Source organism: Brenneria tiliae (assembly GCF_023347575.1).
GTDB lineage: Bacteria > Pseudomonadota > Gammaproteobacteria > Enterobacterales > Enterobacteriaceae > Brenneria > Brenneria corticis.
In genome coordinates, this window is the sequence record NZ_JAKPCB010000087.1 from 11383 (window position 1) to 36226 (window position 24844).

Annotated in this window: 18 protein-coding genes and 1 pseudogene; 14 read left to right on the top strand and 5 right to left on the bottom strand. The window is 54.5% G+C overall.

The window, feature by feature from the left end; genetic code table 11:
• Positions 1-404: 404 nt before the first annotated feature.
• The 6 genes from MFP24_RS02820 to MFP24_RS02845 all read left to right on the top strand — a co-directional run bounded on the left by MFP24_RS02820 (position 405) and on the right by MFP24_RS02845 (position 7366).
• Positions 405-1787, top strand: a complete 1383-nt coding sequence (locus tag MFP24_RS02820; RefSeq protein ID WP_249229135.1) for an MFS transporter — start codon at positions 405-407, stop codon at positions 1785-1787.
• A 1-nt stretch (position 1788) separates the two neighbouring features.
• Entirely contained in the window at positions 1789-3558 is a 1770-nt protein-coding gene (gene lerK, locus MFP24_RS02825; protein WP_249229134.1) for an L-erythrulose kinase, read from the top strand.
• The gene (lerI, locus tag MFP24_RS02830; RefSeq protein WP_249229133.1) at positions 3555-4328 is read left to right on the top strand and encodes an L-erythrulose-1-phosphate isomerase; all 774 of its coding nucleotides are present in this window, start codon (positions 3555-3557) and stop codon (positions 4326-4328) included. The genes lerK and lerI overlap by 4 nt, the downstream gene beginning before the upstream one ends.
• Before the next feature lie 25 nt (positions 4329-4353).
• Positions 4354-5190: a sugar phosphate isomerase/epimerase family protein gene (locus MFP24_RS02835; RefSeq protein WP_249229132.1), complete on the top strand. Its 837-nt coding sequence runs from the start codon at positions 4354-4356 to the stop codon at positions 5188-5190.
• Positions 5191-5228: 38 nt separating this feature from the next.
• On the top strand, positions 5229-6086 hold the full coding sequence (locus tag MFP24_RS02840; RefSeq protein ID WP_249229131.1) for a phosphogluconate dehydrogenase C-terminal domain-containing protein: 858 nt from the start codon (positions 5229-5231) through the stop codon (positions 6084-6086).
• 317 nt (positions 6087-6403) lie between these two features.
• The gene (locus MFP24_RS02845; RefSeq protein ID WP_249229130.1) at positions 6404-7366 is read left to right on the top strand and encodes a sugar-binding transcriptional regulator; all 963 of its coding nucleotides are present in this window, start codon (positions 6404-6406) and stop codon (positions 7364-7366) included.
• Positions 7367-7407: 41 nt separating this feature from the next.
• On the opposite strand, the gene MFP24_RS02850 is transcribed toward MFP24_RS02845, so the two are convergent.
• On the bottom strand, positions 7408-8124 hold the full coding sequence (locus tag MFP24_RS02850; RefSeq protein ID WP_249229129.1) for a helix-turn-helix transcriptional regulator: 717 nt from the start codon (positions 8122-8124) through the stop codon (positions 7408-7410).
• A gap of 293 nt (positions 8125-8417) precedes the next feature.
• On the opposite strand from MFP24_RS02850, the gene MFP24_RS02855 reads away from it, so the two are divergent.
• The 3 genes from MFP24_RS02855 (at position 8418) to maeB (ending at position 13714) form a co-directional block, all read left to right on the top strand.
• Positions 8418-9797, top strand: a complete 1380-nt coding sequence (locus MFP24_RS02855) for a glycoside-pentoside-hexuronide (GPH):cation symporter (protein ID WP_249229128.1) — start codon at positions 8418-8420, stop codon at positions 9795-9797.
• Between the two features lie 58 nt (positions 9798-9855).
• Positions 9856-11178 carry a glycoside hydrolase family 30 protein gene (locus tag MFP24_RS02860; protein ID WP_249229127.1) on the top strand — a complete coding sequence of 441 codons (1323 nt, stop codon included), beginning with the start codon at positions 9856-9858 and terminating at the stop codon, positions 11176-11178.
• Positions 11179-11434: 256 nt separating this feature from the next.
• A complete protein-coding gene (maeB, locus tag MFP24_RS02865; protein WP_249229126.1) occupies positions 11435-13714 on the top strand; it encodes an NADP-dependent oxaloacetate-decarboxylating malate dehydrogenase in 2280 nt (759 codons plus the stop codon).
• Between the two features lie 61 nt (positions 13715-13775).
• Here maeB and MFP24_RS02870 read toward each other — a convergent pair whose 3' ends face one another.
• Positions 13776-14222 carry a YaiI/YqxD family protein gene (locus tag MFP24_RS02870; protein WP_249229125.1) on the bottom strand — a complete coding sequence of 149 codons (447 nt, stop codon included), beginning with the start codon at positions 14220-14222 and terminating at the stop codon, positions 13776-13778.
• Positions 14222-15151: an oxygen-dependent coproporphyrinogen oxidase gene (gene hemF / locus MFP24_RS02875; RefSeq protein WP_249229124.1), complete on the bottom strand. Its 930-nt coding sequence runs from the start codon at positions 15149-15151 to the stop codon at positions 14222-14224. The genes MFP24_RS02870 and hemF overlap by 1 nt, the downstream gene beginning before the upstream one ends.
• 189 nt (positions 15152-15340) lie before the next feature.
• On the opposite strand from hemF, the gene MFP24_RS02880 reads away from it, so the two are divergent.
• Positions 15341-15766 carry a GNAT family acetyltransferase gene (locus MFP24_RS02880; protein WP_009114324.1) on the top strand — a complete coding sequence of 142 codons (426 nt, stop codon included), beginning with the start codon at positions 15341-15343 and terminating at the stop codon, positions 15764-15766.
• Between the two features lie 70 nt (positions 15767-15836).
• Here the strand turns inward: MFP24_RS02880 and MFP24_RS02885 are convergent.
• Both MFP24_RS02885 and MFP24_RS24235 read right to left on the bottom strand, forming a co-directional pair.
• Positions 15837-16070, bottom strand: a pseudogene (locus MFP24_RS02885) (transposase); the annotation flags it as partial.
• 118 nt (positions 16071-16188) lie between these two features.
• A complete protein-coding gene (locus MFP24_RS24235; RefSeq protein WP_369075404.1) occupies positions 16189-16332 on the bottom strand; it encodes a helix-turn-helix domain-containing protein in 144 nt (47 codons plus the stop codon).
• Positions 16333-16671: 339 nt separating this feature from the next.
• Here MFP24_RS24235 and MFP24_RS02890 point away from each other — a divergent pair, with 339 nt between their 5' ends.
• The 4 genes from MFP24_RS02890 to MFP24_RS02905 all read left to right on the top strand — a co-directional run bounded on the left by MFP24_RS02890 (position 16672) and on the right by MFP24_RS02905 (position 24776).
• Positions 16672-17583 (top strand): TonB family protein, encoded by a 912-nt coding sequence (locus MFP24_RS02890; RefSeq protein WP_249229123.1) that lies wholly within the window; start codon positions 16672-16674, stop codon positions 17581-17583.
• 70 nt (positions 17584-17653) lie between these two features.
• Positions 17654-20239 carry a TonB-dependent receptor plug domain-containing protein gene (locus MFP24_RS02895; RefSeq protein WP_249229122.1) on the top strand — a complete coding sequence of 862 codons (2586 nt, stop codon included), beginning with the start codon at positions 17654-17656 and terminating at the stop codon, positions 20237-20239.
• Between the two features lie 101 nt (positions 20240-20340).
• Positions 20341-23112 carry a M16 family metallopeptidase gene (locus MFP24_RS02900; protein WP_249229121.1) on the top strand — a complete coding sequence of 924 codons (2772 nt, stop codon included), beginning with the start codon at positions 20341-20343 and terminating at the stop codon, positions 23110-23112.
• On the top strand, positions 23109-24776 hold the full coding sequence (locus MFP24_RS02905) for an ABC transporter ATP-binding protein/permease (RefSeq protein WP_249229120.1): 1668 nt from the start codon (positions 23109-23111) through the stop codon (positions 24774-24776). The genes MFP24_RS02900 and MFP24_RS02905 overlap by 4 nt, the downstream gene beginning before the upstream one ends.
• Positions 24777-24844: the final 68 nt, after the last annotated feature.

A 24844-nucleotide genomic window follows, 5' to 3' on the forward strand; every position in this document is an offset into this window, starting at 1 on the left:
CATATACCGCCTCGATCAAATGTTCAATTGATGAATATTTGTTTTATGGATTAAAAAGTATGAACATTCTTTAAAAGGGCGGTTTTTGTCACAATTGACGGGTTTTAGCTGGTTTTTTACCTTTTTGATACATATTTAGATCATGCTCACAATTTTTAAACGCTGGCTATAGGCAAAAGATCGCGGCAAAGCTATTGTTCATATGTTCATTGCATGTGTTAATGATCTAAGCCTTTTGAGGAGATCACAATGTGTCAGACCTGCATGCACGAGATAAAAAAGACAAAAAATAGAGAAGGTCACACCCGGTACCCAATGATTAAGTATTACGGCGTTGCTCAGGAACAGCCTGGCGTAGAGGCGGAGTCACGGAATGGTTTGACTATCGGTAGTAAGGAGTCCGTATGAGTAAGATCTCTGTTACTGAAACCGCAGAACAGTCTTCAGCCAAACAATCTTCTACAATCCCGTCTTCTGTAGAAAAATCGGCCATTCGCAAGATTTCCCTGCGTCTGGTGCCTTTCGTCGGGTTGATGTTCTTTATTAATTTTCTCGATCGCACAGCGATATCTTTCGCTGGCCCCAATGGTATGAATACCGATCTGGCGCTGACCGTTGCGCAGTTCGGACTGGCTTCCGGCATTTTTTTCATTGGTTATATTCTGCTTGAAGTGCCCAGCAATCTGGCGCTGCACCGTTTCGGCGCTCGCAAGTGGTTATCGCGCATCATGGTGACCTGGGGGATTGTTTCGCTGCTGTTTACCTGGGTAAGCAGCGTCGAGGGGCTTTATACGCTGCGATTTTTACTGGGGATTGCGGAAGCGGGGTTTTTCCCCGGAGCGATTCTGTTCCTCAGTATGTGGGTTCCAGCCCGTTATCGCAGCAAAATCCTGGCGCTGTTTTATCTGGCCCAACCGCTAACGGTTGTACTGGGCGCGCCGCTGGCCGCCTGGCTTATCGATCAGCATGGCTTATTCGGGCTTTCCGGCTGGCGCGTGATGTTTCTCGGCGTATCAATACCGGCAATTGTCGTCGGCATTATTACCTGGTTCTATCTGGCCGATCGCCCGGCAGAAGCAAAATGGTTGAATGATGACGAGAAACGCTGGCTGGTGGGCGAGCTGGAGAGCGAACACGCCACGAAAAACCACAGCAAGCACCCTGGCGTCATGACCGTGATGTTTAACAAACGCGTATGGGTACTGTGTCTGATTTACTTCGGTTTCATTTATGGCCTGTATGCGCTGGCGTTCTTCCTGCCAACCATTATCGCCGGTTTCCAACAGCAGTTCGGAACGACGTTTAATGTCATGGAAAAAGGGCTGATTACCGCCGTGCCGTATCTGCCTGCCGCCATCGTCATGTATTTCTGGTCGCGTGACGCCACTCGACGCGGTTGTCGTTCATGGCACATCGCCATCCCGGCGCTGACCGGTGCGGTCAGTATACCTCTGGCGCTATTTATGGAGTCGCCCACGGCGACGATTGCCGTGATTACGGTGACGGCCTGTTCCATTTTTGCCGCCTTGCCCAACTTCTGGACGCTACCGACCCAGTTCCTGACGGGGGCGTCGGCCGCCGCCGCTATCGCATTGATTAATACCATTGGCAATGTCGCCGGTTTTTCAGCGGGATACATAACAGGCATGGTGCGGAACTTCACCGGAACCTACATTATTCCGATGATAATTGTCGGTGGTCTGATGCTGCTTTCAGCCGTGTTGATTATCCTGCTCAGCCGTTCGGATCGGGTATCCAAAGCCGCGCCCGCAACACAGGAGCATTGATATGACTTATTTGTTCAACCAACCTTCCGCGTTTGCCCGGGAATTAGTAGAAGGCTTTGTCGCCGCGCATGCCGGCAAGGTACGTCAGGTTCCCGGCGGCGTGGTGAGAAGTACGCGCAGTCGTGAAGGCGGGGTCGCTATTGTGGTGGGCGGCGGTTCCGGCCATTATCCGGCCTTCGCCGGGCTGGTCGGCCAGGGGCTGGCGCACGGCGCGGCAATGGGCAATTTGTTTGCCTCGCCTTCCGCACAGCAGATCTGTTCTGTCGCCAGAGTCGCGCACAATGGCGGCGGCGTACTGCTGACGTTCGGCAACTACGCGGGAGATGTTTTGCATTTTGGTCAGGCTAAGGCGCGCCTGAATGCGGAGGGTATTCCCTGTGAGCTGCTGGCGGTGACCGATGACATCTCCAGCGCGCCGCTGAACGAATGGCAAAAGCGACGCGGCGTGGCGGGCGATTTGATGGTCTTCAAGACCGCCGCCGCCGCCGCGGAAGCTGGATACGATCTGGCCGCGGTACTTGAAGTCGCCACGCGAGCCAATCAGCGCACGTGTTCATTAGGCGTCGCGTTTTCCGGTTGTACTCTGCCGGGGGCGGAACAGCCGCTGTTTCAGGTTCCTGCCGGTACGATGGCGCTAGGTATGGGGATCCACGGCGAGCCGGGCATTCAGGAAGGACCGATATCCAGCGCGGATGAACTGGCGGAACTGCTGGTGAGTTCACTGTTGGCGGAAGTGCCGGCGGGGATTGGCGACATTGCCGGGCAGCGGGTCAGCGCGATCCTTAATGGCCTGGGCTGTGTGAAGTATGAAGAACTGTTTGTGGTTTATCGCCGGGTTTCGCAACTGCTGGCTGAACAGGGGCTAACGGTGGTGGAACCGGAAGTCGGTGAACTGGTGACCAGCTTTGACATGGCGGGCCTGTCGCTCACGTTGTGCTGGCTGGATGACGAACTGGAGCGATTCTGGCGCGCGCCGGCCGATACGCCGGCGTTCCGTAAAGGCAGCGTGTTAGCCGCCGAACCGTTGGCCGAGCGGGAACTGGCGGCCGAACCGGAAACGATCCCGCCGGCGACGGACGTCTCAAGGGATGCGGCTCGCTGTGTGTCCGCCGCGCTGGATGCGGCAAAACGGGTGATTGTGGAAAACGTTGCAGAACTGGGACGTATTGACGCCATCGCCGGCGATGGCGATCACGGCATCGGTATGGAGCGCGGCGTGATTGCCGCGGCAGAGAAAGCGGCGGAGATGCTGGCGCGGCAGGCGGGGGCCGGCACGTTATTACAGCGTTCGGCGGATGCCTGGGCCGATCGGGCCGGAGGCACCTCCGGCGCGATTTGGGGCGTGGCGCTTAACGCGCTGGGCATCGTGCTGGGGGATGAGAAACGTCCTGATGGCCACTGCGTGGCGGAGGGTGTCCGCCAGGCCAAAGAGAGCATTATGCATTTTGGCAAGGCGAAACTGGGCGATAAAACGCTGGTTGATGTGCTGAGTCCGTTTAGCGATGAACTGACCCGGCTCGTCAATGAAGGCGCCTCGTTGCCTCAGGCCTGGCAGCAGGCGGTGATTCGCGCGCAGCGGGCGGCGCAAGAAACCGCGCATCTGCGCCCCAAAATTGGCCGCGCTCGTCCGCTGGCGGAAAAAAGTCTCGGCACGCCCGATGCGGGTGCGGTATCGCTGGCCATGATTGTTGAGGCCGTCTCGGCGGTATTGAATTCCGCGCAAACTTCAGCTTCCTCACCTCAGGCGGTGACGCAGGAGTGTGAGCGATGAGCAGACGCAAACTGACGCTGGGCGTCAGCATGAAAATGTATTTCGGCTATCAGCAAACGCTCGACTGGTGCCGGAAGGTTGGCGCCATCGTTTCACCGCATCCCCTGGCGTCAATGCCGCAGGTCAGGCTATTTGTTCTACCCGCCTTTCCTGCGCTGGCGCCGGTTACCCGCATTCTGGCCGACAGCCCTGTCGACGTGGGCGCTCAGGATCTGCACTGGGCGGATAACGGCGCCTTTACCGGTGAAGTCAGCGGCGCCATGCTGCATGAAATAGGCTGTCGCTATGTGGAAATCGGTCACGCCGAGCGTCGTCGCTACTTTGGCGAAACGGATGAACTGATCGCGCTGAAAACCGCCGCCGCCTGGCGTAATGGCCTGACCCCGGTGCTGTGCGTCGGCGAGGAAAGCCGTGGCCCGGCGCGGCAGGCGATCGAAATCTGTCAGGCTCAGTTGGACGCCGCGCTGGATCTGGCCCGGAAGCAGCAGCTAACCGGCGATCTGATCCTGGCCTATGAGCCGCAGTGGGCGATCGGCAGTATCGAACCCGCGCCGGTTGATGAAATTAGCGAAGTTTGTCAGGCGCTGAAGCAGAAATTCAACCAGCAGGCGGACGTGCGCGATGGTCGGGTGATTTATGGCGGCAGCGCTGGACCGGGATTGCTGAGTCAGCTTGGCGAACCGGTTGACGGTCTGTTTTTGGGGCGCTTTGCTCACGATCCGGCCGCTTTCCGGTCGATTTTGGATGAAGCGCTGGCGCTGCATCAGTAGGCGCAAGGACTACAGAGGAAAAAAAATGGCAATCGGATTAAGCACCTATGCGTTTTTTTGGCGAGCCTCTTCCCGCGTGCCGACGCCGCTGGGACTGGAAGCCATGCTGGAACAAACCGCGGAAGCCGGCGCGGGTGTTTTTCAGATTTGTGATTATGCCGCGCTGGAAACGTTATCGACATCCGAATTGGAGCATTTGCGCCAGCGAGCGGTCGATCTGGGGATTCAGCTTGAACTGGGGACGCGCGGGCTGGCGACGGAACACCTGTCGCGTTATCTCGATATGGCTCGCGCGCTGGACGTGCATTTTGTGCGTACTATGTTCAATTCCGCCGCGCACAAGCCTACGCAGGAAGAGGCGCTGGCATTGCTGCGTCGCGTGCTGCCCGAGTTTGAAAGACAGAACGTTCGCCTGGGGCTGGAGACGTACGAACAGGTCAAAACCCGTGACGTGCTCGCCGTCGTCGATGCCATTGATAGCCCCGCTCTGGGAATTTGTCTCGATCCCGGCAACTGCGTTGCCGCGCTGGAATACCCGCGTGAAGTGATCGACATGGCGGCCGGTCGCGTCGTGAACCTGCATATTAAAGATTTCGCTTTTGCCCGTCAGGAAGGGTGGGTCGGTTTTACTTATTCAGGCTGTCTGCTGGGAGACGGCCTGCTGGATTACGACTATCTCCAACACGCCGTTCGTCCGAATGAAAACAATATCAACCAGATCGTCGAGCACTGGCTTCCGTGGCAGTCCAATGCAGAAGAAACCAGCCGGCTGGAAGAGGTCTGGACGCGTCATAGCCTGCGTTATCTGTATAGCAGAAACCCACCTGCGCCTTCTGCACGACAGGCAATTCATGCTGTTTAAACAAGATCCTATGTACCCAAATTCGAGGAGTAATCATCATGGCTGCTGAATTAAAAAAAATTACGGTAGTAGGCGCCGGCGGCAAAATGGGCATGCGCATTTCCGCCAATTTCCAGAAAAGCGACTATCAGGTTTTCTACTGTGAGAACTCGCCGCGCGCCCAGGAACAGGTTGTTGCCGCGGGCAGAGAGTTGTCCGTCGCCGAGCATGTCATCCCGGAAAGCGACGTGGTCATTCTGGCCGTGCCGGATATTGCCCTGAAGGTCGTATCGGCGCAGGTTGTACCGCAGATGAAAAGCTCAGCTATCCTGCTGACGCTCGACCCGGCGGCGGCTTATGCCAATCTGATCGCCAGGCGCGATGATATCGACTATGCCGTTGCGCACCCTTGCCATCCGTCGGTGTTCCTGGAGCGTTTCACGCCGGAAGAGCACGCTGATGCTTTCGGCGGCGTCGCCGCTCCCCAGCACGTCGTCGCATCTTATGAAACGGGCAGCGATGAGCAGAAAGAGACGCTGGCCCTTGTGATTAAAGTGATGTACGGCCCGGTGATTGACGTGCACTGGGTGACGGTAAAACAGCTGGCCTATCTGGAGCCCACGCTGGTGGAAACCGTAGCCTGCATGGTGGGCACCTTTATGAAAGAAGCGCTGGATGAAACCATTAATACCGTTGGCGTGCCGGAAGCCGCGGCGAAAGCGATACTTTATGGTCATATCCAGATTGCGCTGGCTGTCGCCTTCCGCAGTACCAATCCGTTCTCGGATGCCTGTATGATCGCCATCGAGTACGGTAAAGAGAACATTATCAAACCAGACTGGAAAAAGATCTTCGATGAGAAAGAGCTTGATTTGGTGATTGCGCGTATGCTGAAAATCGACGCCATATCTCGCTGAGTAAGGGAAGCAGGTAAATATCGACGGAGCCAGCCTGTTGGTCTGGCTCCGTCGCATTATAATTTGTGCCATTTACGTTATAGCTATATCACGGTGCCGGGGTTGAGCCGTGTTCTTCATCATGTAACAATCTCTTATCACGACCTGTTTTCATCTGTAGGTACAGCGTCTGTATAAACTGCTTTATACTCATCATCCTTCACGTGGCAGATGCGTTGGCTGTTTTACTCGGCCCGTCCTCGGTTGCCGCCTTTCACGCCACTCGACATCTATTGGGTATATGGTCGCATAACCTTGTTTAAGGAAAATTTTGCCGGATGGAAAAGCAACCAGGATCTCAGGAAAATGAACTTCTGACTGAAATTGCCGTAGCCTATTATCAGGACGAAATTACTCAGGAAGAGATCGCGAAGAAGTTTGGCATTTCACGCATCAAGGTTGGTCGTTTGCTCAAACGGGCAAAGGAGGAGGGGATTGTTGAAATTACCGTACGCTATCATCCGGTATTCAGTACCCGCCTTGAACAGCAAATGCTGGAGCGTTTTCCGATAAAACGCGCGTTGATCGCGCTGGATTATCAGGGTGAAGAAGAACAGCGGCGTCAGGTCGCAGCGCTGGTTTCCAACCATCTGGCGCTGACCCTGAAAGATGACATGGTGGTGGCCGTCGGGCAGGGGCGCAATGTCGCGGCCGTGGCCGATCACGTCAGTAATGTGGTTGAGCGTAACTGTCGCTTTATCTGCGGTATCGGGGGGACGCATCGCCCCGGCGACGCCATCAACGCCGACCATATTAGTCGGCGTCTGGCGAAGAAATTTGGCGGCAGCAGTGAAACCCTCTATGCGCCGGCCTATGTTGAAAATCGAGCCCTGAAAGAAGCGTTTATGCAGAATGGCACGATTAAGGAAACGCTGGATCGCGCGCGCAAAGCGGATGTCGCCTTGGTGGGGATCGGTGATATGAACGAAAACAGCTATATGGTGAAGCTGGGTTGGTTTACCCCGCATGAGATTATCGATGCGAGCCTCAATCAGGGCGTTATTGGCGATATCGCCGGGTATGATTTCTTTAATGCGCAGGGGCAGCATGTCGATACGGTCATGAACGATCGGGTGATTGGCGTCAGTATTGAGGAACTGCACAAAATTCCCTGTGTGATTGCCATCGCCTCCGAAAATACCAAAGCGTTGGCGATCCTTGGCGCGTTGCGCACCGGTGCGATCGATATTATCGCCACCAGCGCCGGGAATATCCGCACGATTTTAAACATGACGCAGTAAAGTATTTGCTGTCAAAACGCCGTTTGCCTGCATCCTGAAATCTATTGGGTATAGATATTCTCTTTGAATTTTTTCGGCGACATGCCGACGATATGTTTAAACCGAGCGCAGAAATAAGCGCAGTCGGTGAAGCTGGCCTGGTAGGCGATGTCGGAAACGTTGAGATCGGAATTGATAAGTAAGTCGATGGCGAGGGAGATTTTTCTTTTCAGCATAAACTCCTTGAACGTTTGCCCGAATGCCTGCTTGAAGGCGCGGGAGAAATAGGAGTCGGACCAGCCGCACTGGAGAGCGGCCTGAGCGACGCTGATGGCATAGTTTTTTTGTTCATCGATCTGTTGCACCAGGCCGATCAGCCTGGTTATCGGCGGGTGGCAGAATAACGCCGGGTTTGGCGTTGCATCCATCGTCAATTTTGAGGTGACGAAAATCACGATGGAGTGCAGTAAACTCGACTGTAGGGTTGAGGCCGACACCGATTGTTCGCTCGCCCAGCAGAAGAGCGTCTCCAGGCGTGCCGCTTCACTCTCATCCAGATACATCACCATCGGCTGGATACGTTGGATCGGTTTAACCGGCAAGTGCATTTCTTCCAGCCAGCTTTCCTCATATTGCAATAAGTAGCGTAAATGTTTGGCGTAAGACGTCAGTATCATTTCATGCATAAAAAGCGTGGGTACGTAAACCAGGGTATTATTTTTTATCGGGTATGCCCTGTCCTGGATAACAAAGGTGCCGCCGGCGCGTCTGAACCACATAATCTCGCTCATTACATGAAAATGCGTTACGGCGTAGCACCCGGCAAACGAAGGGATGTTATATCGGCGCAATGTGAAACGTTCACCTAACGTGACGGGAATATTTTCAAAAATGGGATATGGCTCACTCATCAGGTTCAGATTCCTTATGTAATTGCCCCGGTTTATTTCTATATACGCCACGGATTATGGAATAAATTATTCGTTAAAAACGTGGTGAGGTTATAAATATACAACAATTGAACGTAATGGAAGTATCAGAACAATAATATTTTCTTTTTGAGGGGATAATCATGTCTTCTGTAACGCCTACGCCTTCAATAAAATTATCGATAAAAGAAAAAATAAGCTATGGGCTGGGGGATGCCGGTTGTAATTTAGTCTGGCAAACCGTCATGTTATTTATGGCTTATTTTTATACGGATATTTATGGGCTGTCGCCCGCGCATATGGGCACCATGTTTCTCGCGGTAAGGGTTATCGATGCGGTCGCCGATGTTTTAATGGGGGCGGTGGCTGACCGAACCCGGAGTCGCTTCGGCCAATTCAGACCTTATTTACTGTGGTTCGCCATTCCTTTCGGCGTGCTGTGCGCATTAACGTTTTATACGCCGGATTTCAGCTACGCCGGCAAACTGGTTTACGCTTATACGTCTTATATCCTGCTTTCGCTGGTTTATACTGCGGTGAACGTCCCCTATTGCGCGATGGTGAATAACCTGTCGGATGATTCACGCGAGCGGGTGTCGTTGCAATCGTACCGGTTTGCGTTCAGCGGGCTGGGCGGACTGTTTGTTTCGATGTCGGCCTTGCCTCTGGTGGCATATTTGGGGCAGGAAGATAAGCAGCTCGGCTATTTTATGACGATGCTTATCATGGGAGTGCTGAGCGTTGTTTTATTATTTACCTGTTTTAAAAATACCCGTGAACGCCATATCGCTGCCCTGGACCCTGAACCGGCGGGTATCTGGAAAGACCTGATGTGTTTATATGCCAATAAAGACTGGCGCATTATGTTTACCTTGAATGTGGTGAACCTGATTGCGGTAATTTTTAAAGGCGGGGTGGCGATGTATTATGTGAACAGCGTAATGAAACGTCCTGATCTGGCTACGCCTTTATTATCATTGATATTTATATCAGGCATTTCAGGCGCTCTTTTCTCTGCGGTTATTTTTAAAAATATCGACAAGGTAAAAGGCTTTAATTACTCCATGGGCGTTGAGGGAGTATTATTGATTATGCTGTTTTTTGCGAGCCCGCAAAGTTTGTTTATTATATTCGGACTGGTAATTGTCATCAATTTTATTCAGTCGGCGGCGACCCCGTTACAGTGGAGTATGGTCAGCGACGTTGTTGACCTGGAGGAAAGCGTCAGCGGACGGCGTTTAAGCGGAATGGTGTTTTCGACGAATTTATTCGCCATTAAATTGGGTATTGCCATCGGCGGCGCGTTAATTGGCTGGTTGCTGGCATGGGGAGGCTATGTCGGCGGCGGCGGTGAGCAAAACGCGCAGTCGATTCTTACCATAAAGCTGCTTTTTACCTTATTACCCGCGCTGCTGGTATTTTCGCTGCTGCTGATTATGAGACGTTATTCACTTAATGATGAAAAGATAGAAGCAATAAAAAACAAAAAAATCGCCAGCTCGCTGCATTCACATACACCCTAAATAATTCGAGTTACAGGAAGGCGGGTATAAAACCGCATAACCAAGTCGGAGGAGAAAGATGGCATCAATTAGCTGGATTAGCAGTGACGACGCCCGGCAATGGCAGGTCAATACCGCCGTCGCCACCGGCGCGCATCCCGTCAATTTGCTGGTGGGCGCGGCGGACGAACGGGAAATTGAAGGATTCGGCGGCTGTTTTAATGAATTGGGCATGGCCGCGCTTGCGGCGTTGGATCATTCACAACGGGAAGCCATCTTTGACGATCTCTTTTCTCCCGACGGCGAGTGCCGGTTAAATATGGGGAGAATTCCCATCGGCGCCAGCGATTATGCCCAGTCGTGGTATAGCCTCAACGAAACGCCGGACGATTACGCCATGCGGCATTTTTCCATTGCGCGGGATAAGCGCTATTTGATCCCTTATATTCGCGCCGCGCTGCAACGCCAGCCGGAAATGACTCTGTTTGGCTCGCCCTGGAGTCCGCCTACCTGGATGAAAACGCATCCGGTATATAACTATGGCCGCCTGCGCATGGACGACGCGACGCTGCACGCCTATGCCCTCTATTTTCAGAAATTCATCGAGCACTATCGGCAAGAAGGGATCCGGGTCGCTCAGGTTCATATCCAGAATGAGGTGGCGGCGGATCAGAAATTTCCGTCCTGTGTCTGGAGCGGCGAGCAACTGCGTCGTTTTATCGCCGATTATCTCGGTCCCCGGCTGGCGAAACGGCTGCCTGATACCGAAATCTGGTTGGGAACCATCAATGCGCCGGCATTTATGCAAGAGGTGGGGGAAGATTACGATGATTACGCCAACTATGTGTTGAGCGATAAAACCGCGTATTCCCATCTTTCCGGCGTGGGCTATCAATGGGCCGGGAAAAATGCGATCCAGAGAACGGTGGAAAGCTACCCCGAGCTGCGCTATTACCAGACGGAAAATGAGTGCGGCGACGGAAAAAACCAGTGGTCTTATGCGCACTATGTATTCGGGCTGTTCCGTCACTATCTGGTGAACGGCGCCAACGGCTACTTCTACTGGAATATGGTGTTGGAAAACGGCGGTGAAAGTTCCTGGGGATGGAAACAGAACAGCATGATTTCCATTGATAAACGGCAAAAGCGCGTCACCTATAATCCGGAATATTATGTGATACGCCATTTTTCCGCACTGGTACGCCGCGGGGCGCGCCGCCGGACGTTAACCGGCAGCATGAGCGGCAACGCGGTGGCGTTTGAAAACCCGGACAGCAGCATCGTGGTGAATATCAACAACGCGTTTACGTCGCCGCGGGAGCTGAATATCGCCTGGCAAGACCAAACGCTGCATTTTGATCTGGCGCCGAATTCGATTAACTCCGTTATTTTTCTGCCGTAAAGCACATCGGCTGAACGGCGGGATGCGTCTGGTCGATGGATACCGGCGCCGGTGATTTCCTCCGCCCGATGCTGATTTGCCGCCGGCAACCGCGCCGGCGGCAAAATCGAGTTGTAAATTAATTATATTAACTATATTAAGCGAAATTAAATCCCGCTTTTTGCCGCCCTTCAAAGTTTAACAAACCACACACATTATACTGGCCCCTTGTGACCTCACAAATTCTCCATAACGAAAATAGGTAAAGGGTGTAACAATGGACGATCAATTGAAACAGAGCGCATTGGATTTTCATCAGTTTCCGGTTCCAGGGAAAATTCAGGTCTCGCCGACGAAACCGTTGGCTACCCAGCGCGATCTGGCGCTGGCCTACTCTCCCGGCGTCGCGGCCCCTTGTCTTGAAATTGCCGAGGATCCGCTGGCCGCCTATAAATATACCGCGCGCGGCAATCTGGTGGCGGTGATCTCCAATGGCACCGCCGTGCTCGGCCTCGGTAATATCGGGGCGCTGGCCGGCAAGCCGGTGATGGAAGGCAAGGGGGTGCTGTTCAAGAAGTTCTCCGGCATTGATGTATTCGATATCGAAGTGGACGAACTGGATCCGGATAAATTGATCGACGTCGTCGCCGCGCTGGAGCCGACGTTTGGCGGCATCAATCTGGAAGATATCAAGGCGCCGGAATGCTTCTATATTGAGAAAAAACTGCGCGAGCGCATGAAAATCCCGGTGTTCCACGACGACCAGCACGGCACCGCCATTATCTGTACCGCCGCGGTGCTGAACGGTCTGCGCGTGGTGGAGAAAAACATTGCCGATGTGCGTCTGGTGGTTTCCGGCGCCGGCGCGGCGTCCATCGCCTGTCTGAATCTGCTGGTGGCGCTGGGCCTTCAGAAACGCAACATCGTCGTCTGTGATTCGCGCGGGGTGATTTATCAAGGCCGTGATGAAAATATGGAGGAAACCAAAGCGGCCTACGCCGTTGAGGATAACGGCACGCGCAAACTGGCGGACGTGATCCCCGACGCCGATATTTTCCTCGGCTGTTCCGGGCCGGGAGTATTGAAGCCGGAGATGGTGAAAACCATGGCGCCGCGCCCGCTGATCCTGGCGCTGGCCAACCCTGAGCCGGAAATTCTGCCGCCGCTGGCGAAAGAAGTGCGCCCGGACGCCATTATCTGCACCGGCCGTTCGGACTATCCGAACCAGGTGAACAACGTGCTGTGTTTCCCGTTCATCTTCCGCGGCGCGCTGGATGTGGGCGCCACCACCATCAATGAAGAGATGAAGCTGGCGTGCGTGCATGCCATCGCTAACCTGGCCTTGGCGGAGCAGAGCGAAGTGGTGGCTTCCGCCTATGGCGATCAGGACCTGTCGTTCGGGCCGGAGTATCTGATTCCGAAACCGTTCGATCCGCGTCTGATTATCAAAATCGCGCCGGCGGTGGCCAAAGCGGCGATGGAGTCCGGCGTGGCGACGCGGCCGATCGAGGATTTCGACGCCTATATCGAGAAACTCACCCAGTTCGTCTATAAAACCAACCTGTTTATGAAGCCGATCTTCTCCCAGGCGCGTCAGCAGCCGCGCCGCGTGGTGCTGGCCGAAGGGGAAGATCCGCGCGTACTGCATGCGACGCAGGAACTGGTGACCCTGGGGCTGGCGTTCCCGATACTCATCGGCCGCCCGAACGTTATCGAAATGCGTTTGCAGAAGCTGGGCTTGCAGTTGACCATCGGCAAAGACTTTGAAGTGGTCAATAACGAATCCGATCCGCGCTTCAAAGAGTACTGGAGCGAATATTTCGAGATCATGAAGCGCCGCGGCATATCGCAGGAAAAGGCGCAGCGCGAGGTGATCGGCAACCCGACCCTGATCGGCTCGATTATGGTGCTGCGCGGCGAGGCGGATGCGCTGATCTGCGGCACCATCGGCACCTACGAAGAGCATTTCGACGTGGTGGAGAAGGTGTTCGGCTACCGCGACGGCGTGCACGTGGCCGGCGCGATGAACGCGCTGATGCTGCCGAGCGGGAATACGTTTATTGCCGATACCTACGTCAATTCCGATCCTACGCCGGAGCAACTGGCCGAAATTACCCTGATGGCGGCGGACACCGTGCGTCGTTTCGGCATTGAGCCGAAGGTCGCCCTGTTGTCGCATTCGAGCTTCGGCACTTCTGATTCTCCCACCGCGCAGAAAATGCGCGCCACCCTGGAACTGGTGAACAAACTGGCGCCGGAGCTGGAAATCGACGGCGAGATGCACGGCGACGCCGCGCTGGTGGAAGCGATCCGCCGCGAGCAGATGCCGGACAGCCCGCTGAAAGGGTCGGCCAATATTCTGATTATGCCGAATATGGAAGCGGCGCGTATCAGCTATAACCTGCTGCGCGTGTCGTCCTCGGAAGGCGTGACGGTCGGTCCGGTGCTGATGGGGGTGTCCAAACCGGTGCATATCCTGACGCCCATCGCCTCGGTGCGCCGTATCGTCAACATGGTGGCGCTGGCGGTGGTTGAGGCGCAAACCCAGCCGCTGTAATCTGCCTGAGCTAAAAAAGCCCGCGGGAGTATGCGCTCCGGCGGGTTTTTTTTATCTTGCCTTAGGTGGCTTGCCGCAGCCATTTGTCCAGTTCGTTGGCGAACTGCTGGCGGTCGCGTTGATTGAGGGTCGCCGGCCCGCCGGTTTGTATGCCGCTGGCGCGCATGGTATCCATAAAATCACGCATGTTCAGCCGTTCGCGAATGGTGTCCGGGGTATATCGCTCGCCGCGCGGATTCAGCGCCACGCCGCCTTTTTCGAGCACTTCCGCCGCCAGCGGGATATCGCTGGTGACCACCAGGTCGCCCGCTTCAACCCGGCGCACGATTTCGTTATCCGCGACGTCAAAACCGGCGGCCACGCGCAGCGTGCGGATAAAGCGCGACGGCGGTACTTTTAATGTCTGATTGGCTACCAGCGTGGTTTGCGTCGCCGTCCTTTCCGCGGCGCGAAACAGCACCTCTTTGATCACGTTGGGGCAGGCGTCGGCATCGACCCAAATCTGCATTACTCGGTTACTCCGCTGTTGTTGTCGTCAAGCCAATCCCTGACGGGTAAAAAGTCCCGGTACAGCGCGGCTTCCGGGCTGTCGGGCTGTGGTTGATACTGATATTCCCAGCGCGCCAGCGGCGGCATGGACATTAAAATCGACTCGGTGCGCCCGCCGCTTTGCAGCCCGAACAGCGTACCGCGATCCCATACCAGATTGAACTCCACATAGCGCCCGCGGCGATAAAGCTGAAATTCGCGCTCGCGCTCGCCCCACGGCAGGTTTTTGCGCCGCTCGACGATCGGCAGATAGGCCGTCAGAAATCCTTCGCCGACCGCCCGGGTAAAATCAAAGCAGGTGGCGAAATCCGGCGTATTCAGATCGTCAAAGAACAATCCGCCGATGCCGCGCGCCTCATCACGGTGCCTGAGATAAAAATAGTCGTCGCACCATTTCTTATAGCGCGGATAAACGTCGGCGCCGAAAGGCCGGCACAGATCGCGCGCGGTCCGATGCCAGTGCACCGCGTCTTCCCTGAAGCCATAAAACGGCGTCAGATCGAAGCCGCCGCCGAACCACCATACCGCCTCTTCCCCCGGTTTTTCGGCAATGAAAAAGCGCACGTTGGCGTGAGCGGTGGGCACGTAGGGATTTTGCGGATGAATAACCAGCGAGACGCCCATAGCCTGATAGCTGCGTCCCGCCAGTTCGGGACGGTGCGCGCTGGCGGACGGCGGCAATGCGCCGCCGGCGACGTGGGAAAAGTTGACGCCGGCGCGTTCGAATACCTTTCCGCCGGATAATACCCGGCTGCGTCCGCCGCCGCCTTCCGCGCGCTGCCAGCGGTCTTCATCAAAGTTCGCGGCGCCATCCGCGGCGGCGAGCTGTCGGCAGAGATCGTCCTGCAACGCGCGCAGAAAGGATATTACCGCCTGAATGTTCGGCATAGGCTAACGCTCTCGTGTCCTGGGTCGCTAAAGGCGCTCAGTATAACGATTATTGCCGCGTGTAATAAATAATATCCCCGTCGCGGAACCTGCCGGGGTGATTTCCATGGCCCGTGCGCAATTTGATATTGCGTCTGACAAAAATCACGCGATAATCAGACCTTACCTAATTGCACGGTGGTAAACGTGATGGAAATCCGCATATTCCGGCAAGATGACTTTGAAGAAGTGATCACCCTCTGGGAACGCTGCGATTTGCTGCGCCCGTGGAACGATCCCGAAATGGATATTGAACGCAAGCTGAACCACGGCGCCGATCTGTTTCTGGTGGCGGAAGTCGGCGGCGAAGTGGTCGGCTCCGTTATGGGCGGCTATGACGGCCATCGCGGCTCGGCCTATTATCTCGGCGTGCATCCGGATTTCCGCGGCCGGGGCATCGCCAATGCGCTGATCAGCCGCCTGGAGAAGAAACTCATCGCCCGCGGCTGCCCCAAAATCAACCTGATGGTGCGTGAAGATAACGACGCGGTGATCGGCATGTATGAAAAGCTGGATTACGAAATCGCCGACATCGTCACGCTGGGAAAACGGCTGATTGAGGATCAGGAGTATTGAGGTAATCTCATATTTGCAGCCCACGCATTTTCCTCGAGAGCGTTCAGAATTCTGTGTCACGATAAAATCGTTACAGCGTAATCACGTTATTCAGCCGCCCGTCAAAATAAATGGCTAACTGCGACAGTGTCAAATTCCAGTTCTGGAGCGGCATTGTCCATTTCTCCTGCGCATTCATCAGCCCCAGATAAAGCAGCTTCAACAGACTGTTTTCGTTAGGGAATGCCCCTTTGGTTTTCGTCAGCTTCCTGAACTGCCGATGCACTGACTCGCTGGCGTTGGTGGTATAAATGACCTTGACAATGCGCTCACAGACCGCGCTAATCTGCTCTGGACTCCATTTCCAGCCCGGCCCCGTCTCAATGTAAACACGGTGTCTGGTCAGATGAACCTCTGCGCCGCCGTCAACCGCCGGGCATCACTCATCTGTTGAGCTGCTGCTGCCGAAATTCCTCTGTCGTCCCGTCCCGCCTGACCTCACGGGATACGGTGGATTTGCTGACGACAACACGTCTGCTGATTTCACTGAGGCTAATATCCTCACCATACAGCAGGGCAACTGGTATCTTACGCCTTCGGTTAACTGCCGATACTTCATGTCACTCGCTCGTCTTTGGTCGGAAGAGCGGGATAACTTATCGGCAGTTAACCTTCATTCTTCACTCCCTGCCTATCAAGACCGTATTATCTGAATTCCCGTTTTGCTAATGGCTTTTATTTGTAAAATAATTATCATTTGTATTATTATTCGCTAATGTAATTTGTACAGCGTTAATCTCGCTATCCCGCCATATGTGGCGGGCAACGCCGTGTTAGCGGGAATAACGCCAGCATTTTTATCGCCTGGAAGATTGTGACTAACGCTGTAGCCCAGGGAATTGTTGTTAAAAAGACGGAGCTGGATCGTGCGTAGTGACAATCTTCATGTATCGGGGACGCAGGCAGCCTCCTTTACTCATCCATATCTGACAGGGCCGTTGGGATACCGGTCTGGCTGGCGTTCCGTGACGTTTTTTACGTTATCGCTTCTTGCTCACGCGGTTTTAGTGATGCTCTTTCTCTGGCGCTATTCTCCACAGGAAAATGTGGAGAAAATGGCGGGTAGCGAAGGTGGAAGCATGCAAGTCATGATGGTGCCATCCGCTATCGCTTTGCCGGATCCGTCTGCGGAGCTTTCAGAACAACCCGTCCCCGTCGTGCAGGTCAGCATACCCGAACCCTCAGTGACCTTACCCAGCCAATCAACCGCGGTCATTAAACTGCCTGTCGCCGAACCTAAGCCTGTCACTGCCGCGGTCGAGAAAAAGCCGCAGGCGCGCGAGAAAAAACCGCCTGAAAAGGCACGTCAGGAAACGCGCGTTTCCCAACAATCGCAGGTAAAACCGGTAGAAAAACAACCCCCTTCTCAAGTTGCCGCGCGTGAGGTCAGTGATACTCCCTCGCTTAATTCGTCATCGACTTCCGCTATGTCCTCCGGCGCTGTGACCGCGAAGACGGGAGAAAGTGACAGCGGCCAGGCGAAACAGGGCGCGGGCAGTGCGAATACCCAAAGGTTGAAGGCGCTGCATCGCCGTGTGAACTACCCCGCCCGGGCGAAAGCCATGGGCGTTGAGGGTAAAGTTCGCGTCAAATTCGATATCACCGGCAGCGGTACGGTGACCAATATTCGGGTTTTGTTGGAAAACCCTGATGGTGTCTTTGGCGATGACGTGGTGAAAGACATGGCGCGTTGGCGTTATCAAACGCAGACGTCTGTTGAAAATCAGGTCGTTTCCATTGTTTTCAAACTGGATGGTCGTATTCAGTTCGATAATTAGCATTAAACGCGTTAATTAAAACAATAAGTTTATTTTTCAAATAATAAAGTTCACTGGGGATTTTGAATAAATGGAAAAAAATGTCTATTTAGTGATGCTGTTAGCATTATTAACCGGGCCGGCGTTCGCACAGCAGAATGATACGTCAACCAATAACAATCAGCAGAAAGCGGATGTTGAAACAGAGGATGATTCTCTGGATGACGCATCCGAGGATGAGGGGGAAGACACGATTTTAGTCCGTTCCACGCCGACCAGTCAGTCGATGGGGACGCAGATTATCAATGCCGAGCAGATTAGACGTACGCCGACTCGTAACGGTTCGATCACCGAATTATTAAAAAGTAACCCCAATGTCCAGTTCGCCAATTCGGCGGATAACGGGAGCACGCCGGGAGAAATTTCACCAGAGAATGTTTCGTTCCATGGAGAGAAGTTTTACCAGAATAATTATATGATCGATGGGTTGTCCAATAACAATACCATTAATCCCGGCGCTAACGGTGGGGAGCTAAGTGCTAGCCCTGATGGTTATAGCCCTACGGATTTACCGGCAGGCGGTACGCAATCTTTCTGGATTAATTCAGAATTAATTGAACAACTGGAGGTGTTCGACAGTAATGTCTCCGCCAAATACGGCGATTTTAGCGGCGGCGTGGTGGATGCCAAGCTGAAGGATCCCAAGTTGGACAAGGCGTCGGGCAAGGTCTCCTACCGCACCACGCGTGACAGTTGGACGCGTTACCATGTGGACGAGGATATTCGGGAAGATTTTGACACCGCCACCAATCTGTATTATCAGCCCAAGTTTACCAAAAACTTCTACTCCGTTACGGTCAATCAACCGCTGAGCGATAAGGCGGGCTTTATTTTCGCCTACAATCGCCAGGAGTCGACCATTCCCTATTATCACGCCAATCTCGCGGAATGGACCGATCAGAAGCGGATCGCCGAAACCTATCTGCTAAAGGGCACCTATCTGGCGGACAACGGCGATATCTTCCGTCTGACCGGCATGTATGCGCCCCATGAGTCCAGGTATTACAAGAAAGATATCAAGGACGGCGCCTTTACCAATACCGGCGGCGGCTACCGTTTTAATATGGAATGGGAACATAACGCTGATTGGGGGAAGGTGAGCAGTCTGGCGGGTTACCAGCACGAGCAAAACAAGATCGATCATGGAACCGACAGCTACGCGCAGTGGTACAGCTATTACCGCGGAGAAACGTCCAATGTTATCTACTGGACGACCAGTTCCGCATCTGCGAACGCGCATACGGCCCAATTGGGTGGATATGGTGAGTTCGCCACGCGGAAGGACACCATCACCCTGAAACAGGATTATGAGCTGAATCCGCTAGCCCTGTACGGCACTCAGCATCAGTTCGATCTGGGATGGCAGGTGGATTTCTACAGTGCGCAGTATCGACGCTATCGTGATGCATACGCCAGCCGGGGCGCCATCACCTGGGATACCAGTGTGGTCTGCCAGTCTGGAGATGATTACTGTATCGACGGCGAACAGTATTACAAAAACCGTACCGTATATCCGGCACGCACCGTCGAGGGCGATTACACCAACTATGCCGTATATCTGCAGGACAGCATAACCTTCGATCGGCTGGAAGTAACGCCGGGCGTACGCCTGTCCTACGACGACTATCTGGGCAACCTGAACATCGCGCCGCGCTTCTCCACTTCCTACGACGTATTTGGCGATCGCTCCACCCGTGTGTTCGGCGGAGCCAACCGCTACTACGCGCAGAATATGCTGGCCTATATGCTGCGCAACGGCATCAGTTCGTATAATACGCAGACCCGTACTGACGCCAGCTCCGCATGGACGAACAGCGATCTCAGGACCGCCACGTACGACTACGATATCTCGGACCTGAAGACGCCGTTCAGCGACGAACTGAGCCTGGGGCTGTCGCAGCGAATGTGGGACACCATCTGGACGGCTAAATGGGTGCACCGCAAGGGCCGCGATCAGTTCGGGCGCTCTAACTACACGGATGAATCGGGCCAGAGATATTACGTGCTGACCAACGACGCCAACACCCAGGGCAACACCTTCTCCTTGACGGTGGAGCCGATCAGCCCCTACCACTTCGCTTGGGCCGACGTGAACTGGAGGTTGGGTGCCAATATCTCCAATAATAATTCTAGCTCCCAAAGTTACTACGACGTGAGCGACACCAACAGCAGCATGGTCATCTTTGACGGCAATCTGATGGAAAGAGGGGATATGGATGCGCTGGACTATAACACGCCGTGGCGGGCGTTCCTCAACGTGGACACCCATTTCCCCGCCATGCGCCTGACCTGGGGCCAGACTCTGGGCTATACCTCCGGTTACAAGGGTTATACCACCTCGTCGGTTCTCTGCCCGAGCGGCAATGGAGCCTGCGGCGACTATGAGGGCAGCGCCACGCTGTATACGGAGAAGCAGTACAAGAACTACATCTCCTATGACTGGCGTTTCGCTTACTCTCAGCCGGTCTATAGGGATCAAGCGCTGGATATTACGCTGGACGTGTTGAACGTGTTCGACAACGTGATCGAAACGTCGTCTTCGGGAACCACTGCAAGCAGCACCATTACCTACAAAACCGGCCGCCAGTTCTGGCTGGGCGTCGCCTACACCTGGTAAGACCCCACACCCGCGACGCCGATTGTCCGGCGTAGCGGGATAAGGCTTTTCGGCATGCGCGGACAGCCTCAGCGTGAAAATAAGAAAAATGAAAGGTCGTTATGAATTGGAAAACATTTTATCGGCTGGCGATAACCGTCAGTCTGTTAATCGCCAGCGCTATCAGCCAGGCTGAAGAAATAAAGAGTCCGCTACCGATAATAAAAGAAGGCGTATTGACGAATGGATTTAAATATACGCTGGTGCCGCTGGAAGGGCAGAAAAAACGGGTAGATATCCGTCTGAGTGTCGAAGTGGGTTCGGTTGATGAGCAGGATAATGAGTCCGGCGTAGCGCATATGGTGGAACATCTGGTTTTCCGCGCCAGCGAGGCTTTCCCACAGGGTGTGAGCACCGCCCTGCATCAGCAAGGGTGGGTGAGGGCACAGCACTATAACGCCATGACCAACTATGAGCGGACGACATACATGATGAGTCCGCCGACGGGCGGTCGCGATCTCGCGTTCACGTTGCAGGCGCTGAACCAAATGGTCGGCCACGCCAGCCTGCTACCGCGCGATCTGGACGATGAGCGTAAAATCATTCTCGAAGAGTGGCGTGGCAAACTGGGCGTGGCGGAGCGGATGAACCAGCAGCGTGTACAGGCTATTCGCCATGGCTCTCGTTACCCTTCCCGCCCGGTGATGGGCTTGGAGCAATCGATCAAAGAAACGCCGGCCAGCGTGTTGCAGACGTTTTATCAACGCTGGTATCGCCCGGCGAATATGCGTCTGTTGCTGATTGGCGATGTGCGGATAGAAGAAGCGGAGCGCGAGATTAAGCGCGTTTTTTCGGCTTTGCCGAACGTTGCTGTCCCGCAGCGGGACTATTATGAACCGCATTTACAACCACAGTTGAACGTGATGAGGTTGCAGGATAGCCAGAGCGGCAGCAGTCAGGTGTCATTTGTCTATCGCTTTGAGGATAACGGCGCTAACGGTCAGTCAAGCCTTCGTCATCGTCTGCTTAATCAGGTTACGCTTTCTGCCTTGAGTCGCCAGGTGCGCCGCCAGAAAGCGGATCTGCCGCCGGAAGTCGGTAGTCTGGTGGTGCGTAAATCGGATATTGGCAAGACCACGGTGGCGCTGGGACTTTTCGCGGATGTCATGCCGGGAGGGCATGATGTCGCGCTGTCCGTATTGTTGAAAGAGCTGGAAAGAGTAAAACGTTATCCGCTGCGCGAGCGCGACATTATTGACATCAAATCTGAGATACGTGAGGCCGCTCAGCAGATGGTTAACCAACCTGAGGAGCGCTATTTTGCCGATTGGGTGCAGCAACTGGCGACAGTCTGGCTGCAAGGACTCCCGTATGTCGGGAGCCGGCAGCGAGCTCAGGAAGTGATGGATATTTTGGCCTCCATTACGCTGCAAGACGTTAATAAACACCTGCAAAACTGGTTGTCTGCAACCGATACGCTGGTCCAGTTCAGCGTACCGGGCGTCACGTCTTTCACATTGCCTCAGCCCGATGCTATCCGCGCACAGCAACAACAGTGGACGATGGCTGCGCTGGCGCCGCCGCGCGTTCCGGAGGCGAAAGTTATCCCTGAACTGCCTTTCGTAACGCAAAGCGGGAAACGTACGGCGGTAAAAATCTTTGCTGAACAAAACGTGTCACAGTGGCAGCTCAGTAACGGCGATCGCGTGGTATGGCTGCGTACGCCAGAGGCTGACAAAAAGATATATCTGACCGCGATTAGTCAGGCAGGATACATGGCAAGTTCACTGAATCCATGGCAATCACAGTTGGCAAGCCAACTGGTTTCCCTGAGTGGCCCGGCTGACTGGCGTGCGGAAGATCTGAGAAACTGGAAACAGGAAAAATCACTGTCGCTGAGTATCAATCACGAAGCGGATCGGCTAATGATGAGCGGTCAGGCGTCGGTCGAGCAACTGGCCGATCTGCTGGGACTCTATCGTGCGCTGAATGTTTCCCCGTGGATTGATCCTGATGTGATGAAAGAGAGCATGATGCGACTGGTGCGCCAACGGATAAACAGCGAACAATCGGTGATGGATACGCGCGCGCGCGCGATAGCCACGCTGCGTTTTGGTCCTCCCGCCTGGCAGGAGCCGGAAATTGCCCAGTTAAAACAGCTCACGGCCTCCCCGCTGCTGGCGCAGTGGCATAAGGCTTCGGCCGCACCCGTAACTTATTATCTGCTGGCCGATATGGACGGCGAACAGCTGCTACCGCATGTTGAGCGTTATCTGGCGTCGATTCCGCGCCGTCCGATCGGAGAGATCCGATCTCATCTGGCGCGGGAAGGCAGACGCGAAGCCTCGTCAGCAATCAGCATTGAGCCCCGCGCCGACATTCGTACTTGGAGCTTCACGCCTTATACCTGGACGCCGCAGGCGGCGGTTCAGGTGAGTATCGCTCGTAATCTGGCGGATAAATATCTCAAAGCCAGCCTGCGCGACGATGCGCTTGGCATTTATCGCATGCGATTGGACAGTGGGCTGGAGGACAGTAGGCAGCGCATTGAAACCGAAGTCAGTTTCACCAGTGCACCTGAACGGGCGCAGGAGCTGTGGCAACTGGCGGAGCGGGGGTTCGCGGAACTGCCGGCGAAGATTACCCGGGAAGATGTGGATGAGCAAAAGCAGCAGTTTATCCGTGCTGAACAAGGGCGCCGGCACGATCTTCCGACAATACAGCGTCGTCTGATCCTGAGCTATCGTCACTATGACGATCCCCGTTATTTGACCGATGCCGCCCAACTGGAGGACAGCATTACGCTGGAAGGCGTACGCGCCATGTCGGCACAGTTGTTCAACCCGCAGAATAGCGTTCTGTATATCTCATTGCCGCGCGAGGCGCAGGAATGAAAAAAATTATGGCGCAGCTTGGCGATCTCTGCCGTCCTTTCTGGTGGGGCGCGGGAAGCTGGAAAGCATGGCTGTTATTGCTGGTAGCGGTATCAATGGGCGGGATGATCGTCTATCTCAATGTGCTCATTAATGAATGGAGCAAAGCGTTTTACGATGCGCTGGGGGCATTCAACAGCGGCCTGCTGTTTTCTCTGATGAAAGATTATGGCAGTTACATCCTGATTTATATCGTGGTGTTCGTCCATCAGGAATGGTTCACCAAGCTGCTGATTATCCGCTGGCGCAGCGTATTAACCGAGGAGTTAGTCAATAGCTGGATGGCGAAGCGGGCGTTCTATCGCATGTCGCTGAACGGCAAAATCGATAACCCGGATCAGCGTATCGCCGAAGACATCAATCTGTTCGTGGACAAGGTGGTTAGCCTGTCGGTCTCATTTTTGATCGTGTCGGCGCAGCTTTCCTCTTTCCTATTTATTCTATGGGAACTCTCGGGCGTTCAGCGTTTTACCCTGTTCGGGCAGGAGTGGGTGATTAAAGGTTATCTGGTCTGGGTGGTACTGCTTTACACGCTGTTTGGCAGCGTGATGACCCATGTTATTGGTAAGAAACTGCACGGCATTAATTATGAAAAGCAGCGTGCCGAAGCGGATTTCCGCGCCGCTCTGCTGCGCAAGCATGATAACGCCGAACAAATCGCGCTGTATGGCGGCGAGCAACAGGAGAAAATGTACCTCAAACGCCATTTCTCTTTTATCGTGTCCAACTGGCGGCGCTTTATGAACGCCGAACGTAATCTGGGGTTTTTCACTACCGGCTATATGCGCGTCAGCCAGATTGTACCGGTGTTTGCCGCGCTGCCGGCGTTTCTCAGTAAAACGGTGACGCTGGGCGGGTTGATGCAAATCCGCGGCGCGTTTAATCAGGTGCATATTGCGCTGAGCTGGTTTATCCGCATGTATCTTGAGATGGTGACGCTGTCCGCCAGTATGGAGCGTCTCAGCCAGTTCAAACAGGAGATTCAGCGTTGTCAGTCCGAAGCGGGAGACGTCCCGGTCGGTGAACGGCTACAGGTGGACAAACTCTCTTTTGCGACCCCGCAGGGAACCCCGTTGCTGCAAAATGTGATGTTTAGCTGTGAAGCAGGGAGCTGGAGCAAACTTTCCGGGCATAGCGGATTAGGAAAATCGACGCTGCTGCGTACCCTGAACGGACTCTGGCCTTATTACGACGGTCAGTGGCAGGCGCTTGAAGGACGCAGTTTACTGTTGCCTCAGCAAAGCTATCTGGGCCATGGCTCGCTGGCGGAAATTCTGTGCTACCCGCAGCCCGCGCTGGCTGATAGCGAATATCTGAGTCAGGTACTGGATAAAGTCGGATTGAGCGTCTGGCGCGACAAGCTGAGCGAGCAACGGAACTGGGATCGGATTTTTTCCGGCGGTGAGCGGCAGCGGCTGGCGTTTGCCCGCGCGCTGATCGCCAAACCGGAAACGTTGTATCTGGATGAGGCCACCAGCAACCTTGACCATACGTCGGCGAGGATGCTGCTGTTGCTGATCAAACAGGAATTGCCGATGTGTACGGTGGTCGCGGTCACGCATCAGAATGAACTGGATGATATGTTCCCTCACCAATATGACCTGACGGCGTTTCAACACGCCTGATAGGGTTTATTCTGTCCGTTGGTTTCCCCGATCGCCGGAAACCAACGGGCGAGTAGGTTTCTCATCGC